Source organism: Acinetobacter sp. 778_lipA, assembly GCF_058242985.1.
Genome location: NZ_JBZAYT010000001.1, coordinates 37,443 through 56,205, shown reverse-complemented (window position 1 = coordinate 56,205; position 18,763 = coordinate 37,443). Strand labels below are relative to the sequence as shown.

Here is an 18,763-nt window from a genome sequence, read left to right as displayed (position 1 = left end):
TTTCAGTGTCGTTCTTCAACATTATAACACAAAACCTTAAGATGGTGCCGGCACACGGATTCGAACTGTGGACCTACTGATTACAAGTCAGTTGCTCTACCAACTGAGCTATGCCGGCGTTTCTTAGTGTTTCGTACGTTTCGTATCGGAACGGTGTGCAGTTTAGCAAAACTCAGAATCCTTGCAAGTGTTTTTTGCAAAAAAAACCTCAAAAACTCATAAAATCAATCCGTTTGACGATAATTCAACCGCTTTGATCACTGCGCGAGCTTTTATTTGGGTTTCATTCCACTCTGATTCAGGATTTGAATCGACAACCAAGCCTGCGCCAGCCTGTACATAGACCTTATTTTCACGAATAACACAAGTTCTGATCGCAATCGACATGTCCATTTCACCATGCCAACCCAAATAACCCACTGCACCACCAAAAATTCCACGTTTTACTGGCTCAACTTCGTCAATAATTTCCATTGCACGAATTTTTGGCGCACCTGAAAGCGTCCCTGCTGGAAAAGTTGCCTTAAAAACATCCAAAGCATCGACATCATCCAGCACTTCACCTTGTACATTGGAAACAATATGCATGACATGTGAATAACGTTCGATCACCATTTGATCAGTCACTTGCACTTTACCGATTTTCGAGACACGCCCCACATCATTACGACCTAAATCAATCAGCATTAAATGTTCCGCAATCTCTTTTTCATCGGAAAGTAAATCTTTTTCAAGTGCCAAATCTTCTTCTTTGGTTTTTCCTCGTGGACGTGTACCTGCAAGCGGACGTACAGTCGCGATCCCATTTTCCAGTCGAGAAAGAATTTCCGGTGAAGATCCGACGATATGGAACGGCTTTTGATCTAAAAGGGTCTGCCCTTGTACCAAAAATAAATACGGTGATGGATTGAGATGTCGTAATGCACGATAAACCTGTAAGGGCTCACCATCAAAATCCGACACCATACGATGCCCAGGGACAACCTGCATTACATCACCAGCACGAATGTATTCTTTAACTTTCTCGATCGACTCAAGGAATTTGTCGTGTCCAGTCAGTGACTCAAAATGTGGAGCGCTATGTTTTTTGGCAACCAAGCTAATTGGCATAGCCAATAATGCCTCAATCTCATCCAGCTGTTGCTGAGCCTTAGCATAAGCCTCTGTATCATTAACATCTGCATGCACAATTAAAAACAAAGTATCTTTTAAGTTATCAAACACAATGACGGTTTTAGATAACATCATCCATAAATCAGGTAGTCCAACTGGATCTGCCTCAGGCACATTCTTTAACCGTGGCTCAATATAGCGTACTGCATCATAACCAAAATAACCCACCAAGCCGCCGGTAAAATTAGGCAGTGCAGGTAAATCTTGTTGTGTGGGTACTTTAAACTGCGCTTGAAAATCGCGGATATATTGAAATGGATCTGCGCATGGCTGGGTATCTATCGAGCCATCTACCGATTTTATCGTGAGCTGTCCTGCATTACAGGAAAATACGATTGACTCACCCAGTCCAATAATTGAATATCTTGCCCAGTTTTCGCCACCTTCAACAGATTCAAAAAGATAAGCTTGTTGATGCTGTTTTAAACGTGCAAATACAGATAATGGCGTATCAGTATCGGCTAAGCGTTGGCGATATACGGGGATAAGGTTATAACCCGCTGATTTTAATTGTTCAAACTGCGCTAAGGTTGTCATCAGGAATTCTCTCTATTTTCGATAATACTAAGTATGGATGTCTCTGCCTTTCACTTAGTGACGCCATCGAAAAGTGCGTTTGCTATTCATTCCTCTTCCCTTTTTTTCGCAACAATTTAAATATACAGGTATTAAGCCAAAAGCTCTGTTAAATCATCCACTACTTGTTGTGGCTGACAGAGTTGAATATCTTCACCGTGATTATAACCATAGCTGACCACAATACAATCAACCTCTGCACGGCGTGCAGCCTCCACATCATTACTTGAATCGCCGATCATCAAGGTTTTGTCAGTTGATGACTGATAAGTTTCAACACAATACAATAATGGTTTTGGATGTGGTTTACGCACTTCAAAACGATCACCACCTATTACATCGACAAAATAGTGATCCATTTGCAAGTCTTCTAGAATTTTTCGTGCGGGTTGTTCTGGTTTATTGGTCACACAAATCAATTTCTTATTGTTTTTAATTGCCCATTCTAAAAATTCTAAAATTCCAGAGAATGGCTTGGTATCGACACAAGGCTCTGCATTGTAAATTTCCAAGAATGTATCTAAAAGCTGTTGATGCAGTACAGGATCCACTTCACCTTTTAAATACTTCAATGTACTTTCACAAAATAATGAAGTGCCTTTACCAATCCAAACCCGAACCTGTTGTTCAGTGACGTGGGGTAAGTTCAAACGCGCTAGACTTAAATTCATGGCACGATATAAATCAAATGCTGAATCAACCAATGTCCCATCCAAATCAAATAAAATCAGTTCGCGTTGGTCTAGCTTTGCCACATTCATGATTTACACCTAAATCGAGTTTTAAATTTAAAAACGAAAATACAAAAAACAAAGGCATGCGATTGCATGCCTTGAGTGTAGCGCATTTGCTAATTATTTGAACAATAGCCATGCAATAATTGCCAAAATGATCAAAATCACCAGTGTTGCCAAACCTAACTTTGCATTTTTCTGGGTTTCAACATGTTCGTCTGCCACAAATTCAGGTGCTTTAACCTGCTCTACTTTGAGCTGTGTAGCCGCATGAATATCCACATTTTCTGGAATTGGGGCAGGTTTAGGGATTGCTACACCAGAGGGCATACCTTCACGGTTGATTTGAACACTGCTATCTCGTTCTGAAAGCTCAGGCATACCCTGTTCATTCATCTGATCTGCCACTGTACGTTCTACGGGGGTAGCTGGTTTGATTTCAGCAGTCGCCACAGCCTCTGCTGGTTGTTGAACTGGCGTTTCTAGTGAAGCTACAACGGGTTGAACTTCATCCTCAGACGCTGTATGTTCAGTTTGCAGAACAACAGGTTTTACTGGCGCAAGCACATTAAATTTAACACTGGCAAATTGAACAATATCACCGTCCATCAACAATTTATCTTGATCGATACGGATATCATTCACAAATGTACCATTAGATGACTTTAGATCTTGAACCCAAAGCGCATCTTCTTTTAATAAGAATGCAGCATGGCGACGTGAAATTTCCGCAGCTTGTAATAACAGGTCTGCATCTTGATGGCGACCAACTAGCATATCACGATCGATCGTGACTTCCTGCCCTTCTAACTCACCTGTAATTGCTTGTAATTTCCAAGTCATGATTATCTTCCCATTCTAATTCAAGTCTATCTTAGCATGACATTTCTACAGTACTAAATCAGCGCAAAACCAAGCTTTATTTTGTTCATGCCACAACAGAACACACCACAATACTTTAACAAACTATTTTAAATATCAAATAAAGCAAGTGATTAGAAGCACTTGTTACGCGAAGCCCACAATGCTACTGCTTACGGATATCATTTGGTTCTTCTGCAACGGGTGTAGTCACAGCATTACCTTGTACTGCACTTGTCTTGGCTCCTGTAGGCACCTTTTGATACTGACTTGAAGGTTGTGCTGTCGGTTGCGGTTGTACCAGCTTAGGTTGCGAACTTGGTGTCGAGCTAAACGGCAATCGTTGCTGAAAAACATCATCAACATTGGCAGGGAGCTTAGCAAAATTACCATCTTTATCCATCGCCAATTGCAGGCTATACAGCTGATCATAACGTTGTTGAGATATACGGCGTATATCGGCACCCCCACCCACGATGGTTGGATGGATAAACACCAGTAAATTCCGCTTTATGTTCGACTTTGCATCCGATCTAAATAACCGGCCTAAGCCTGGGATATCACCTAACAATGGCACAGACTGACGACCAAGAACAGTATCATCAGAAATCAAGCCACCTAACACCACGGTTTGCCCATGATCTGCGGTTACAGTAGTTTTGATTGAACGCTTGCTGGTCACTAAATCTTGAGCTTGCCCTTTACTTGACTTAACGCCTGAGACTTCTTGTTCAACTTCTAAACGAATCGAACCGCCCTCACCAATATGCGGAATTACCTTTAACGTCACCCCCACATCCTTACGCTCAATTGAGGTATATGGATTGACGGTGCCACCTGTCCCAGTACTGACTGAGCCAGTAACAAATGGAACATTTTCACCGACGACAATATATGCTTCTTCATTGTCCATGGTAAGAATAGATGGTGTAGATAAGAGGTTGGATTTTGTACGCTCTTTTAAAGCCTGAATCATCGCACCATATAATCTGCGTGAACCGTCTGCACCTTCTTTATAATCCCCAACAATAAGTGAAGTTCCTGCACCGAGTGCACCTAAACTAGAAGCACCACCTGTTAAATAACCTGCAGCCAATTTTGATAAACTCGTACCCAAATTATCAAAATTAATTAAACCCACACCACTACTTAAATCACCCATTGCCCATTGCACACCAAGCTGATCTGCATCATTGCCTTGTATTTCAATAATCGTCGCTTCAATCAAAACTTGTTGACGACGTACATCAAGCTGTTGGATGGCAGCCTCTATTTCGCGCATCAGTTGTGGCTCAGCTTTAACCACCAGCGCATTTTGAGCGCCATCTGCAATAATGCTCACACCATTGGCATTAAAACTGGTGATGTTATTTTGATTATTGTTATTTGAGTTGCTGTTTAAATTAATTGCTGGTGTTGAAATACTACTTCCAGTGCTTGAGCCGGTATTCGATGATGAATTGTTATTATTGTTAAAACTGTTGCTATTGCTGTTGTTAGAACTACTATTAGAAGAATTATTTGAACTAGAATTGACTGCCTGACCAGTCACCAAACCTTGCAAAATCTCAGATAAATTCTTTGCACTAGCATACTTTAATTTAAAGACTTTAAGCCCACCTAAACGATCAGCAGACGGGACATCCAACATTTCAATCATGTTGCGGATACGTTTACGTGTACCTGTATCCCCTTTAATCAAAATACGGTTGGTTCGCGCATCAGCGATAATACGAACCCGAGCCCCAGCAAAATCTTTGGATGCACCTGTCGAACTCATTGCATCCAATTGCTTAATGATTTCTTCAGCTTGACTCTGTTGTAAAGGAACAGCTTCAATATCATTTTGCCCAGTACCATCCAAGTTCCGAACAATGGTTTCAAGTTGATAAATATTTGCTGCACGATCTGACACAATTAACGCATTGGTGCCCTGTATTGCTGCCAAATGCGCAAATTGTGGCATTAATGGACGTAATGCTGGGATCAAATCATTGGGGTTGGTATTTTCCAACCAAATCACACGTGTCACAACCTGATCTCCACGTGCATTATTCCGTGGATCATAAGGTACACCAGAATTTTTGACATTACTGTCTGGTACCAAACGAATGGTATTCCCCGATGGAATAGCCACTACACCATTGACATTCAGCACCCCTAAAAATAGGTCATAAACTTCATTTTTATTTAGAGGTTTATTTGAAATAACCGTGACATTGCCACGTACACGGGGATCGACCGCAAAATTTTTGCCCGTAATATCTGCAACTTCATTGATAAAAGCAGTGAGATCAGCATCGCGTAAGTTAATTTTCCACGTCTGTGCATGTGTAGCTGTACTAACTGCAACCAGCATTGGTGCCGCTGCAACTAAAGCCCAAAGTGGTCGATTGTGATTCAAAAAAGCCATAACTTATTATCTTTCCTAATTTTATTTGTAGTCCTAGCCACTTACAAACTTTGCTGAATGGTCATCACCTGATCACCACGCTTAATTTCAATTTTTACTTTGCCATCCCGCTTTGCTTGTTCTAGCAGCTGAACATCACTCTGTCCTTGACCAACTGATTGTCCATTGAGCGAAAGAATGCGATCTCCAGATCTTAATCCCAGTTTATTTCGGAGCGCTGCGGGGGTTTGATCTGTCACTTCATAGCCTTGACCGCCACTTGCGTTAACCCCCATGTTCTTTAGGTATTCGTCCCGATTTTCATTCATCCTATCAATCGCTTGCCCCAAAGCATTTTGGCTTGAGTTTTGTGGTTGCGATGGTGCAGGAGTACTTGCTGGCGGACTAGTATTTTGATCTGTAGATTGCCCTGGCATAGGCTGATACAAACTATCCAGCCCTGTAAAACGCAACTCTTTACTGTTATTTCCACTTTGAGTTAAAACAATATGATCCCAATATACTTCGGATAACTGGTAACTAGTACCCTCGATTGTGTCACCGACCGCATAACGATCTGCTGTTTCTTTAACTTTAATTACTGCGGATGAAAACCGTGCTGGATAACTGACGACTACACCTTGTAAGACCATCGGAATACTGTCATCCGCTGTCGTACTAGATCCAACTTCCTCAAATAATGAAAAGCTTGAAATATTTGGAACTTGAACTTGTTGTGAACCTAGATTCACTTGCTCGGGTTGCATGACTTGTGGTGGCGCAACCACCCACCAAAAAATCGAGGCCAGTTTCCAACACAATGCTAAAATTAAAAGAAATAAAACAACAGGTGCAAGATGCTCTGTTTTTTTCCAAGAAATATTTTCAAACTGTTCTTTTATATTCATCAGAAACCACCTTGAATGAGCGGTTGTCTTGAACTAATTACAAAACTATCCAAACCTGCCTTTCCATCGTAGGAAGGCACATTGAGCAACATCCGTTGTGTTAACTGCACATCTAACATCATGGTTGGATCTAAACTGATATTGGCCATTTTCTGACTACGTTGATCTTGTATATCAAAAATCAGTTTACCCGCCTCATCTTTAAATTGCGCTTTTAAAGATGGGATATTCATTTGATCTTGACGTTGTCCAAAAGTATACCGAAGCTCACCCCCTCCCCAATGCATTTGTCCGTCAACATCACTAAATCCAGTATCTTTTTTAAAACGCAGGCTTGTATCTGAAATTTGAATTGCATTTGCAGGCCACTGCCAATTTGCAATATTCTTTAAAGTTTCTGGTGCAATCTGACCTTGCATCTGATTAATTATTATTTTTTTACCAATACCATAGCCCACTATCCCATTCAGTTGGGTCTGCCCACTGTGTACTTCAATATTTGCACCCACACGTAATAATATCAGATCCCACGGGCGTGTCCTCCACGAAACGGAACCCCGTAAATTACCTTTATGCCAATCTGCTTGTCCTTGCCAAATATTTCCACTCACATTTTGTAAGGTTTGATTGTTCTTATAAAATTTAGAAATCAGCCATGTTGCAGGGACTTGTAAAAGTACAAAAATTAAAAAAGCGACCACTCCAGTAATCCACCACGTGATCTGTTTTGATTTTTTATTCATTCATCTTTACCATCATTCATTTATTCTTCCATGCAAGATGATGCCCTCTTGTTTGTACATTATGCATAATTTTTGCATAACGCCAATTCACTCGTATAAAAAAACCAAGCAGATTTGCTTGGTTCTTTAAGTTTAAGGCCTTTGAATGACACTTAGATGAAGATTAGATCAAGAAATCTTCTAATTTTGCACCTTTTTCAATTTCTGCAACCAACCAGCGTGGCTGTTTACCACGTCCAGTCCAAGTTTCAGAAGTGTCTTTTTTATTGCGATAACGCGGCTCAACCGCTTTACGCGTTGTCTTTTTGCGCTTTTGTGCGCCGTATTCAATAAACTGCTCTAAAGTTAAACCAGCAGATTGCGCAATTTCAATAATTTTATTATAAGCGTCTTCAACGGCTTGATCTTTTTTAGTTTCAATTAAAGCTTCTGCTTCAGCTGTTAGCTTTCTTAACTCTTCTACCGATAAATTACTAATATCAGGCATCATTAACTCTCCACGTAAATTTCTTAATACTTATTTAAAATAACTTCATGGCAATAGTATTTTCATTTATTCCAATAAGCAATACATATATTCCTCAATAAACACATAAAACAACAAAAACATTATTATAATTACATCAAAAGGCTTATTTCTAATAGTAAAATAAACCTGATAAGAAAGAATATGTTTTCTTATGTTTTAAATATAATGATGATAATTGAGACATTTTTATGTGTTTGCAAAATCATTATGCACAGTCGCTTCTAAATCAATTATAACTTTTCGCAACTGTTGAGGAATTAGTGCTTTTTTCATTTCTACTTTATCGACAAAAACAATAACTGCCTCTCCGTCAGCAACAATCTGCTGTTGTTGCTCACTGAATAATACATAATGCATGCGTATTGCACTATTTCTCATTTCTTCTACCCGCGCACCAATATGTAGCACATCGGGATAAAATACTGGTTTTAAATATTTACATTGACTTGAAGCAACAACAGTTAAAACATCTTGGTCAAATACATTCAAACGATCGAAATATTCGATACGTGCACTTTCAATATAGCGATAATACAGCACATTATTTACATGACCAAAAGCATCCATATCCCCCCATGCAACCTTTTGTTCATAAACGATAGGGAATTTTATCAGTGGATTCATTGTAGATTCTCAAATTTTAAATTGAATATAATTGCTGTCTTTTTCAAAAATTGAATTCAATTGTTGAATTAATTCATCATTTCCATTTAAAGTAGATTTGATTCGTAAATAATTCATTAGAATATCATTTGGATATAATAACAAAAGCTGATCAGCTTCGTATTCACGATGCGTCGCAATATATATATGCCATTTAGCAAAGCAAAAAACAGGAATGTTCATATACTTAGATTCAAGATTTATAATCTGTTGCTCTAAATACTCATAATCTGGATTTTGTCTCAACAACTGTTGTTGAAACCATAAATGAAAGACATCTTGGTCAAATTTTTCATTAAGTATTTGAATCACTAACTGCTGTTGTTGCTGAGCAAGTTCAGGTAATCGAGTAATAATTTTCAACCAAAGCACTTTTGTGTCATAAGGCATTTGATCAAGTTGTGACTCTATCTCTAAAAACTGTTGTTGTAATAGTTCAATATCTTCAAAACTTGCTTGGTCATAACAACCTAAAAGCTGTATTAACCATTGCTGTTTAGTTGCAGTTTCTAATTGCCCAAATTGAGTCGAATGTAAATATTGCCAAGGATATTGTATGGCAAACTGTCCCCATAATTTTTGCACACATAATTTATAACTTTCTGAAAGCTGATTTAGCCATGGCGAAAGTTCATGTCGATTTAAAAACTCTAGATGTGTTAAAGCTTGTTGACTGTCTTCTTGCGCTAAATAAATTTCGATACGTAAAATTTCCGCCAACTCAAAAGCGGACGGAGAGCTATTTTCTAAAGCTTTCAGGGCTTCACTATAGTGAAGTTGTTTGAATAATAGTCGAGATTGAACAATGGGCTTTAATAAACCAGATTGATCAAAAATAGTTTGTATAACTTGCTCCTGCTCATCCTCACCATCCAACAACCACAATACACCAAACTGTTCAAATGGATGCAATGTAGTAAAATTTAGTACTTGTTCTAATTTTCTCTTTTCTCTACGGATATAACGGTTGAGGAAATACCACACCACATGCATCAAAAAACTGATACCAACACCAACAAATGTCAAGAACCATAAATTGGTTTGTATTTGAATATTGTGCCATAACACATAAACATAACCCGCCCCTGCGGTATAACTCAACACACTTAAAACAGCTAGAATAATGAGACTAATAAAGGCATAGATCAGGAAAATATGTTTCATCCATCTACCCCAAGACAGCCAAGCTATTGAGTTTAGGGATCGGGGGTTGCGAGGTCTGCTTAATTTTTAATATTTTTTGCTTAAGCTTCTGACTAGCAGCGTCAGGTAAAATATCCAATTGTTGAATCATTTGATTCAGCATCTCTTGGTATTCAGCAATTTGCCCTTTCACTAACAACTGCTGAGCAAGCAATAATCTCAATTTAACTTCTTTTAAAATAAATTTACGGTTTGCCAATACTGGAGAATTTGTTTCAACAATATCAATTTGAAACCATTTTTCCCAAAAATATTGCGACTGATCTTGCTCTGGTTTCAATTGATTATTTCTTAGCTCGGATATTAATGCTTGATCAACTTGTTTAAGTAAAGTCTCTAGTTGATCTCGCTGGGCATTTCGTTCAATCACAAAATGTTGAATGCTTTGTATATCTTGCACAATGGTTTGATGTAAGCTTTGTTTTACCGCATCCGCCAACGCATACTGATCTAAGGACTGATTTAATTGAGTAAGATGCTCAAGCGCGTAAACAAACTGTTGTTGTTGCATCGCAAATTGCACCAAGTCTAACTGTTGTTTAACCACCACACTTGGATGAATACCAGAAATTGAAGTTTTTACAGAGGTGGTTTTATTTGCTACCTCTTGAGTGGGTTCATCTGTTTGTCGTTTTACCGCCACCAGTTGATCATTCAAACTGGCATTCTTTTGTTCACTTTTATGTAGCGTTTGTTGAATATCATTGAGCTGTTGTGAAACATGATAGAAGTTATAACTCAATTTAATGAGCCATCCTAAAGCGATCAACAATAAGACATAAATAAACTTCTTCATAACTTCCTTTGCAACTGCACTATGGTTTGTAGAATGGTTTCTGGCTCTAAATTTAAAATTTTAGTGCTGTTCAAACACGCCTGGGTTGCATTTTTATCATGTCTTAATAATTGATACAAACGCTCACCCAGAACCAAATAATGACAAGCACTCACGATCTCTTGATGATCACGGGTTAAAACAAGCCAATTGTTCCAACTGGCTTCACTGCTAATACAACTCCAATAGGGTGGTTCAAACTGGTCAACCCTAGCCACAAAATCTAAAAATCGCTGATGTGTTTCTGGAGGACATGCTCGGTCATATAAGACAAAGTTTAAAACATCAATATGACGGTCTTGACATTGTTGCATCATAAACTGCCGACCGCCTTCACCACGCCAAAAAGCTATTTTCTTTAGATCTTTTAAGGTATTGAATAGGGGCAAGTTCAACATTCCTTCAGATGTTTCCACCATAGGGACATGACTTTCTACACCGTAGTCTGAAAGTCGTTGCGCAGTTTTTTTGCCCACAGCAATCCACTGAATATGTTGGATCTGTAAAAGAGATAGGCCCGATTGCTGAAGATATTGCATACCCACTTGAACAGCAGTTGGACTGACTACAACAATAATTTGAGTTGATAAAAGTTGTAAATAAAGTTGTTGTAATATGTTGTTATAGGGACGTGGGGTCAATTCCAATAATGGAAGATCAACCACGTCAAAACCTGATTGGCGCAGACATTCAGTTAATGGCTGAGCACGATCAACTGGGCGAGTATTAATAAACAACATTAAAGCCTAGAAACTAAGCTTGATAAAGTGCTTTGAGTATTTCTCCAGCACCTTGTTCAAGTAGGTTTTGTGCAAGTTGCACACCTAACTGCTCTGCTTGATCTGGTGTGCCCCTGACTTGACTACATAACAATGTTTTGCCGTCAGCACTACCAACCCGACCTTCTAAGGACAACAATTGATCGTTTAACGTAGCAAAGCCTGCGATAGGCACTTGGCAACCGCCTTCGAGATAGGCATTAAAAGCCCGTTCAGCACGTACACATGCATTGGTTTCACCATGCATTAAAGGCATGATTAAATCCAAAATTTCTTGATCATCTGAGCGACACTCTAAGCCCAGTGCACCTTGACCCACAGCAGGTAAACTAATCTCTGGTGCAAGTGTGTGACGAATACGATCTGAGAGCGCTAATCGTTTCAAACCAGCACTCGCAAGGATAATTGCATCATATTGACCCGCATCCAGCTTGGATAAGCGTGTTCCAACATTGCCGCGTAAATCAATCACATTTAAATCAGGACGCTGTTTTAAAAGCTGACATTTACGGCGTAAGCTCGATGTGCCAAGTGTTGCGCCTTGTGGTAAATATTCAAACTTTTCATAATGATTGGAAACAAAAGCATCAAAAGGATCTTCACGCTCACAAATTACTGCAAGCACTAAACCTTCAGGTAATTGCATGGGTACATCTTTCATTGAATGAACGGCTAAATCTGCACGACCATCCATTAAAGCTGCTTCTAATTCTTTGACAAATAACCCTTTCCCCCCTATTTTGGCTAAAGGTGTATCCAAAATTTTGTCACCTTGGGTTACAAACGTCACCAACTCTACTTTTACATGTGCGTGTAATTGCTCTAAACGATCACGAATATGCTCAGCCTGCCACATTGCAAGTGGGCTCTGGCGCGTTGCTATTTTCAAGGTTTTCATCATTTCAGTTTTGCCAAACTTTTAAACACTCTAAACTTACCCTGCAATCTCAAAAATGCAAGCGAATTATCAAAATGATTTAATGTTCGTATCCAACTATAAATTCTGCATTCGTTCTCGTAGCAAAGGTAAGTGTCGACGGCTGACGGCCAAACGTTCTTCTAATTCACGGCATCGTGCTTGGTACTGGCCAGAGGACACCATCTCCAATCCGTCTAAATAATCTAGTGAAATTAGAGCATTACGATGAATACGAATAAATCGGTCTGCAAACTCTGTTTCTAAATCTTTAAGCGTTTCATCAATAAGTACACTGCCATTTTTGTGACGTACAGTGACATATTTTTGATCTGCTAAAAAATAGTAAATATTTTCAACAGGAATGAGCTCCAAACCCCGATAGGTTTTTGCAGCAATTTGCTGCCTTTGCACTTTTTCGTCCATGAGTTCTTTTTTTTCTAAGTTAGTTAATTGAGCTTGGGTCAGTTTAGTAACACCCTCCAAAACCGTTTCCAATTCGTCCTTGGCAATGGGTTTTAATAAATATCCTTGGGCTTGAGATTGAATGGCTTGCAAAGCATGTTCATCAAATGCCGTACAAAATACAATTGCAGGCATAGGATTAAAGTGTGCTAAATGCTGCGCACAGCTTAAACCATCCATTTCTGGCATCTGAATATCGAGCAACACAACATCTGGCTCAAACTGCTGAACCATTTCTAATGCCTGTTTACCATGTTGCGCTGTTGCAATAACTTGATGCCCAAGTTGCGACACCAATCGTGATAAGCGGTCCACTGCAAGCGGTTCATCATCACAAATCAGGATGTCCATTGCTCCTCCTTACCAAAATACATCATATTTATTTTAATGAATTTCACAATCATCTATTTTTATACTGATATTGAATTACCATTGTAAATAATCCATTCCCTGCATAATTTCGAAAATAAACAGAATCGCCAAAATGTGCTTTTAAACGCTGTTTTACATTTTCTAAAGCAATTCCATGCCCTTCTCGCACTTTTATTCTATCTTGTAAAAATGGGTTGGTAATGACTATGTTGACTTGATTTTGCAATATTTCAACCAGTATCCCGATCTTGGCATCGATAATCTTTTTCTCTACCCCGTGAAAAATACTATTTTCAATTAAAGGCTGTAAGGTTAATAAGGGAATTTTGACCTGATCTAATAACAAAGGTTGTTGGATATTCCATTCCACATTTAAACGATCACCTAAACGAATCTGCTCTATTGCAATGTATTGTTGAGATAATTGTATTTCTTCTTTTAGGCTGACCAACTTTAACTCTTGAAAACTTGCTCTAAACAATTTAGATAAATCTATCAGCATTTGTTCAGCTTTATCAGGATCAATTGCAATTAAACTCACCACACTATTTAAACTATTGAATAAAAAATGGGGATGAATTCGGGCTTGCATGGCCTGAATACGCGCATTGAGTTCACTATTTTGCTGTAATACAGCTTGTTCGCGTATATACAGGTAACGTAAACAAAATGCGCCCAGCAATACCCCATAACTGACATGCAAAATAAGATTATGTGAAATGTCAGTTATGGAAATATTTTGTAAAGAAAAATGCGTTCCCCAATAATGAATAATATTTAAAACCAGCGTTGTGCACAGCACGATCACCTGTAAAAGTATAAAACTGAATATTGAAATAGATAAATAGGTATACTGCGATAGCCTTTTTTCAAATACATCCTGAAAAGCCGCAAAAGCCAATAATACCCAATTAATATATAAAATATATTCTAAAACATGCCAAAGGTTTAAATTGCCCCATGATTGTGCTTCTGCCAGGGCTAATAAAAAAGCCAACACATTACTAGAGATAAACAATTCGAATAAATACTTACGATGGCCCATTTTGCTAAAAAAATAAGACTGATAAAAACCACGCCCAGATTTTATTGACGAATGATTGCGCTTTACTTCGGCAAGTGAGGCTGAATTTGTTATACTGCGTTTAGTTCTACTGCTTTTTTTCCTACTGAGCCGATATGACCACATCTTCTAATTCCTCTAATCCGTCACAAGCCCAAACTTCAGGCATGTGGGGCGGTCGTTTCTCTGAAGCTACTGATGCTTTTGTTGCTGAATTTACTGCATCGGTTCAATTTGACCAACGTTTTTATAAACAAGATATTGCTGGATCTATCGCACATGCGACTATGTTAGCAAAAGTTGGTGTCCTTACAGAACAAGAACGTGATGACATTATCAATGGTTTAAACACAATTAAAACTGAAATTGAAGCAGGTCAATTTGAATGGCGCATTGATTTAGAAGATGTGCACATGAATATCGAATCTCGTTTAACTCAACGTATCGGGATTGCAGGTAAAAAATTGCATACTGGTCGTAGCCGTAATGACCAAGTTGCTACAGACATCCGTTTATATGTTCGTGACGAAATTGATGCGATTTTAACTTTACTGGAAAAATTACAAAAAGGCATCTTGGGCTTAGCAGCGAAGAATACTGACACCATCATGCCTGGCTTTACCCATTTACAGACTGCACAACCTGTGACTTTTGGTCATCATTTGATGGCGTGGTTTGAAATGTTGGTGCGTGACTCTGAGCGTTTAATTGACTGCCGTAAACGTGTCAACCGTATGCCTTTAGGTTCAGCTGCGCTTGCTGGAACAACGTATCCTATTGATCGTGCTTATACTGCGGAATTGTTAAACTTTGAAGCCGTTGCTGAAAATTCTTTAGATGCGGTATCTGATCGTGACTTTGCGATTGAATTCAATGCTGCTGCATCTTTAATCATGATGCATTTATCACGTATGTCAGAAGAAATGATTCTTTGGACTTCTGCACAATTTAAGTTTGTGAATATTCCTGACCGCTTCTGTACTGGCTCATCTATCATGCCACAAAAGAAAAACCCAGATGTTCCTGAACTGATTCGTGGTAAAACTGGCCGTGTCTATGGCGACTTAATGAGTCTGCTCACCCTCATGAAAGGTCAACCTTTGGCCTATAACAAAGACAACCAAGAAGACAAAGAGCCTTTGTTTGATGCCATTGATACAGTGCGTGGTTCATTGATGGCTTTTGCAGATATGATTCCTGCACTTGTACCGAATATTGAAATCATGCGTGAAGCGGCTTTACGTGGTTTCTCTACTGCAACAGACTTGGCTGATTACCTTGTAAAAAATGGCGTTGCTTTCCGTGATGCACATGAAATCGTAGGTAAAGCCGTGGCGTTAGGTGTGCAAGAATCGAAAGATCTTTCTGAGTTAAGCCTTGAGCAATTACAACAATTCTCAGATTTAATTCAAGCAGATGTGTTTGAAAAAGCATTAACCCTTGAAGCATCTGTCAATGCGCGTAATCATATTGGTGGTACTGCGCCAGCACAGGTTGCTACTGCAATTGAACGCGCTTATATCCGTTTAGAAAAACTTTATGCATAAGGAGTTTTGATATGACTCGACAAGTATTTTGCCGTAAATATCAAAAAGAGTTAGAAGGTTTAGACTTTGCACCCTTTCCAGGTCCAAAGGGTCAAGTGTTATTTGACACAGTTTCTAAACAAGCTTGGCAAGAATGGTTAAAACACCAAACCACGTTAATCAATGAAAAACGTTTAAACGTGTTTGAACCAGATGCAAAAAAGTTTTTAGAAGAACAGCGTGAAAAATTTTTGGATAATGATCAATCACTGGAAATGGCGGAAGGCTTAAAGCCTGAGTAATAACCAAAGCCTCACAAGGCAAAAATCCTAAAGTGATGTGCATCTTATGCCCATCTAAAAAATCCCCGTCAGGGGATTTTTTTATTGCTTCATCGTACAAGATGACGCGATCACATGAGCTTATAAATTTAATCGTATGTAACGTGGGCTCGACCTTATTACACCTTTAACTTATTGAAAAAAATAATCTTGCCGGAGGCTTGCTAAGCTTTCATCCAATTTCTGGATCAGCCTGCGGCTCGCCCTACTTTTGTTTCGATATGAGGAGTTAAGCTCCGCAAGGGTAACCATCTTGCGCAGCTACATCGCTGCTCACCGCAAAACTCGTCGACCACCAGCAACTCATTCAATGAATCGCAGAAACAACTCTTTATCAATGAAGTCCTGCCTCAGACAGTTGCGAATGACGTTTCCGAGTATCATATTTCATCAAGAGTTTTATATCGAACTCAGGTTATGTATTGTTGGTATATCTCCATGCATAAAAAAAGGAGTCTTGGAGACTCCTATAAACTTTAAATACTTCAGTGGGTACATGCTGTGCAATCAATATACAGAGATGTTATTGCGTAATATTGACCAAAGATACCGAAAATACTGACCAATCACGACAAATTATAATTTTTACTGCACACATCCCGTTCGTTTAACTCAATTTTCAAACTGATCAGAAAACACAATGTCGCTCACCAAACAACATCCAAACTAAGCTACAGAATCGTTCAGCTTATCTGTATTTTCTTCAACCAATAATGGTTTTTTCTCTACCCATTTGGCTGGAAAATATTTTTCTATGCTGGATGATAACCAGTTTGCGATTGGCTGAGGCAATTTCACACCTAAAGGATTCTGTTCTTGCAAATCCGCAGAAGAAATCACCCGTGTCCCCATCAGGTAATCAAACCAAGGCTTGGTGACACACCAGTTCGCATCTTGATTCGAGTTCATGTGGTGATCATAATGCCAAGGAATTTTCTTCATCGCCCACTCAGGCTCTAAATGTGCACGGCGATGGATATAATAATAATTACATGCACTATAAATAGATGCCGCAACCATTCCTTTCGAAATTGGGTAGAAAATCAAACTTGCCGCACCAGCGACGACCGCCAAAGAAACGATTTCATTCTTGGTTCGCCAATTTGAAATCCCTTCTACATAGCCATCATCATGAAAATCCTGTTTACGAACTTCACGATGGTGTTCCCAATGTGATTTCATACTGCGTGGCACTGGACTAAAACGTGGTTTTCCTGGGCGATGTTGACCATGTAAAATATAGTTATGCGCAACCCATTCAAAACCATTTGCGACGACCAATCCAACTAAAAAACCTTTTAACATATTTAATCCCTCTTGCTTATTGTGAATATAAAACATGCTGGGAAATAGGTATTGACATCAAAAAGTGTTTTCATTGACAAATTACGACAAATTAAAATAGTATCGACAAATCCACTTGAATCCACTCAGCGGCGCTTGTTTGTCTTATTTAAACTCGATTAAAATAGTATGATGCTTAAACTACAGCTGACGTAGATCACACAATAACAAGACGTGTAAATGATGCAATTAAAGGACTATGCTGGCTCCGTATATGGGGGGCTTGGACAATTACTCTATACTTTTAGTGAAGCTAAAGGTCTAAAGATTTCATCCAAATTACAACAGGTTCAAAATGTTGAACGCTTTGAATATACCGTTTGGCGTGAGATTTTGGATGACATACAAGCGCAAGTACAAAGCCCAGCTTTGGGTCTAGACATCTCTAAACATGTACAACCTAAACATATTGGCATCATTGCCTATATTGCACAATCTTGTGACACGCTCGGGGAGGCACTTACCCGTTATCATGATTTTCATCGATTGATTTATGATGGAAGCCCACTCAAGGTTGAATATTATGATGAACAGCACATCTCAGTCCGCTGGGAAAATCTACCTACGCATTTAACCACTCAAATTACTGATGAAATTGCGATGGCTGTATTGATTCAGTTTTTAAGACAATTTATATCAGATGACATCAGTCTCTATCAGGTTAAGTTTATTCATCATCAACCTAAAAACGGAATGGTGTATCAAGCGTTCTTTAAGTGTCCTGTGCTCTTTCAACAAGAAAAGGTCGAATTGATCTTTCCCATTAGCGCACTCGCGATTTCCTTTAAACGCAGTGATCAAACTCTGCAAAAACTACTGATGCAGCAAGCGCAAGCTTTACTTGCAAGCTTACCCAATGCCACCCAACTAGATGAGCGCTTACAACAAAGTATTTTATTGGGATTACAAAAAAATAATTATCAGATTGAAACCATTGCTAAACAACTGAATATGTCGATACGTCAGTTACAGCGTCATCTACAAAGTCAAAACACCACCTACCAACAACGTGTTCAGGATGTCCGTCAATTATTAGCCTTTCAGTATTTACAAGATCCACATTTAGGTCTACATGAAATCGCCCTGCTTCTCAGCTACTCAGAACAAAGTGCCTTCCAACGTGCTTTTAAACAATGGACAGGCTTAACACCACAACAATGGCGGATTCAGCACCGAGAATTTAAGTAATTGTGTATTAAATTTATAGCTAAAAACAGCATATTCCTCCATTCCCACGATTAGCCTCTTAAAGTTAAGATTCTGTAAAATATAATTTTTTAAAATAAAAATCAGAACATTAACCGATATTGATATGAATATTTTTTATTTGTGATTTTATT

The 18,763-nt window shown here is 38.8% G+C and carries 18 protein-coding genes and 1 tRNA gene; 3 read left to right on the top strand and 16 right to left on the bottom strand.

Annotated features, from left to right (window positions below):
* Window positions 1-42: 42 nt before the first annotated feature.
* The 15 genes from AC4CUY_RS00290 to AC4CUY_RS00220 form a co-directional block, all read right to left on the bottom strand.
* Window positions 43-118 (bottom strand) — tRNA-Thr (locus AC4CUY_RS00290).
* Window positions 119-216: 98 nt separating this feature from the next.
* The gene (gene trpE, locus AC4CUY_RS00285) at window positions 217-1,710 is read right to left on the bottom strand and encodes an anthranilate synthase component I (RefSeq protein ID WP_336952379.1); all 1,494 of its coding nucleotides are present in this window, start codon (window positions 1,708-1,710) and stop codon (window positions 217-219) included.
* Between the two features lie 131 nt (window positions 1,711-1,841).
* Window positions 1,842-2,510, bottom strand: coding sequence for an HAD-IA family hydrolase (locus tag AC4CUY_RS00280; protein WP_490773545.1), 669 nt, complete (start codon window positions 2,508-2,510; stop codon window positions 1,842-1,844).
* Between the two features lie 93 nt (window positions 2,511-2,603).
* Entirely contained in the window at window positions 2,604-3,326 is a 723-nt protein-coding gene (locus AC4CUY_RS00275; RefSeq protein ID WP_490773544.1) for an FHA domain-containing protein, read from the bottom strand.
* A 184-nt stretch (window positions 3,327-3,510) separates the two neighbouring features.
* A complete protein-coding gene (gene gspD, locus AC4CUY_RS00270; RefSeq protein ID WP_336952383.1) occupies window positions 3,511-5,757 on the bottom strand; it encodes a type II secretion system secretin GspD in 2,247 nt (748 codons plus the stop codon).
* A gap of 41 nt (window positions 5,758-5,798) precedes the next feature.
* A complete protein-coding gene (locus AC4CUY_RS00265; protein WP_490773543.1) occupies window positions 5,799-6,644 on the bottom strand; it encodes a type II secretion system protein N in 846 nt (281 codons plus the stop codon).
* Complete coding sequence (gspN, locus tag AC4CUY_RS00260) at window positions 6,644-7,387, bottom strand: type II secretion system protein N (RefSeq protein WP_490773542.1); 744 nt, start codon at window positions 7,385-7,387, stop codon at window positions 6,644-6,646. The genes AC4CUY_RS00265 and gspN overlap by 1 nt, the downstream gene beginning before the upstream one ends.
* A gap of 163 nt (window positions 7,388-7,550) precedes the next feature.
* Entirely contained in the window at window positions 7,551-7,877 is a 327-nt protein-coding gene (locus AC4CUY_RS00255) for an H-NS histone family protein (RefSeq protein ID WP_336952386.1), read from the bottom strand.
* A 225-nt stretch (window positions 7,878-8,102) separates the two neighbouring features.
* Entirely contained in the window at window positions 8,103-8,540 is a 438-nt protein-coding gene (locus AC4CUY_RS00250; protein WP_419326981.1) for an acyl-CoA thioesterase, read from the bottom strand.
* Between the two features lie 9 nt (window positions 8,541-8,549).
* Window positions 8,550-9,743 (bottom strand): heme biosynthesis protein HemY, encoded by a 1,194-nt coding sequence (locus AC4CUY_RS00245; protein ID WP_490773541.1) that lies wholly within the window; start codon window positions 9,741-9,743, stop codon window positions 8,550-8,552.
* A gap of 4 nt (window positions 9,744-9,747) precedes the next feature.
* Entirely contained in the window at window positions 9,748-10,578 is an 831-nt protein-coding gene (locus AC4CUY_RS00240; protein WP_490773540.1) for a hypothetical protein, read from the bottom strand.
* Complete coding sequence (locus AC4CUY_RS00235; RefSeq protein ID WP_490773539.1) at window positions 10,575-11,357, bottom strand: uroporphyrinogen-III synthase; 783 nt, start codon at window positions 11,355-11,357, stop codon at window positions 10,575-10,577. The genes AC4CUY_RS00240 and AC4CUY_RS00235 overlap by 4 nt, the downstream gene beginning before the upstream one ends.
* A 13-nt stretch (window positions 11,358-11,370) precedes the next feature.
* A complete protein-coding gene (gene hemC / locus AC4CUY_RS00230) occupies window positions 11,371-12,294 on the bottom strand; it encodes a hydroxymethylbilane synthase (protein WP_490774650.1) in 924 nt (307 codons plus the stop codon).
* Window positions 12,295-12,390: 96 nt separating this feature from the next.
* The gene (locus AC4CUY_RS00225; RefSeq protein ID WP_336952391.1) at window positions 12,391-13,128 is read right to left on the bottom strand and encodes a LytR/AlgR family response regulator transcription factor; all 738 of its coding nucleotides are present in this window, start codon (window positions 13,126-13,128) and stop codon (window positions 12,391-12,393) included.
* Window positions 13,129-13,177: 49 nt separating this feature from the next.
* Complete coding sequence (locus AC4CUY_RS00220) at window positions 13,178-14,338, bottom strand: sensor histidine kinase (protein WP_419326978.1); 1,161 nt, start codon at window positions 14,336-14,338, stop codon at window positions 13,178-13,180.
* Here AC4CUY_RS00220 and argH point away from each other — a divergent pair.
* Both argH and AC4CUY_RS00210 read left to right on the top strand, forming a co-directional pair.
* Window positions 14,329-15,759: an argininosuccinate lyase gene (gene argH / locus AC4CUY_RS00215; protein WP_419326977.1), complete on the top strand. Its 1,431-nt coding sequence runs from the start codon at window positions 14,329-14,331 to the stop codon at window positions 15,757-15,759. The genes AC4CUY_RS00220 and argH overlap by 10 nt on opposite strands.
* Before the next feature lie 11 nt (window positions 15,760-15,770).
* The gene (locus AC4CUY_RS00210; protein ID WP_004818487.1) at window positions 15,771-16,040 is read left to right on the top strand and encodes an oxidative damage protection protein; all 270 of its coding nucleotides are present in this window, start codon (window positions 15,771-15,773) and stop codon (window positions 16,038-16,040) included.
* A gap of 705 nt (window positions 16,041-16,745) precedes the next feature.
* Here the strand turns inward: AC4CUY_RS00210 and AC4CUY_RS00205 are convergent.
* Window positions 16,746-17,384 carry a sterol desaturase family protein gene (locus tag AC4CUY_RS00205; protein WP_336952394.1) on the bottom strand — a complete coding sequence of 213 codons (639 nt, stop codon included), beginning with the start codon at window positions 17,382-17,384 and terminating at the stop codon, window positions 16,746-16,748.
* Window positions 17,385-17,603: 219 nt separating this feature from the next.
* Between AC4CUY_RS00205 and AC4CUY_RS00200 the strand changes: the two genes are divergently transcribed.
* Entirely contained in the window at window positions 17,604-18,611 is a 1,008-nt protein-coding gene (locus tag AC4CUY_RS00200; RefSeq protein WP_490773538.1) for an AraC family transcriptional regulator, read from the top strand.
* The last annotated feature ends 152 nt before the right edge of the window (window positions 18,612-18,763 follow it).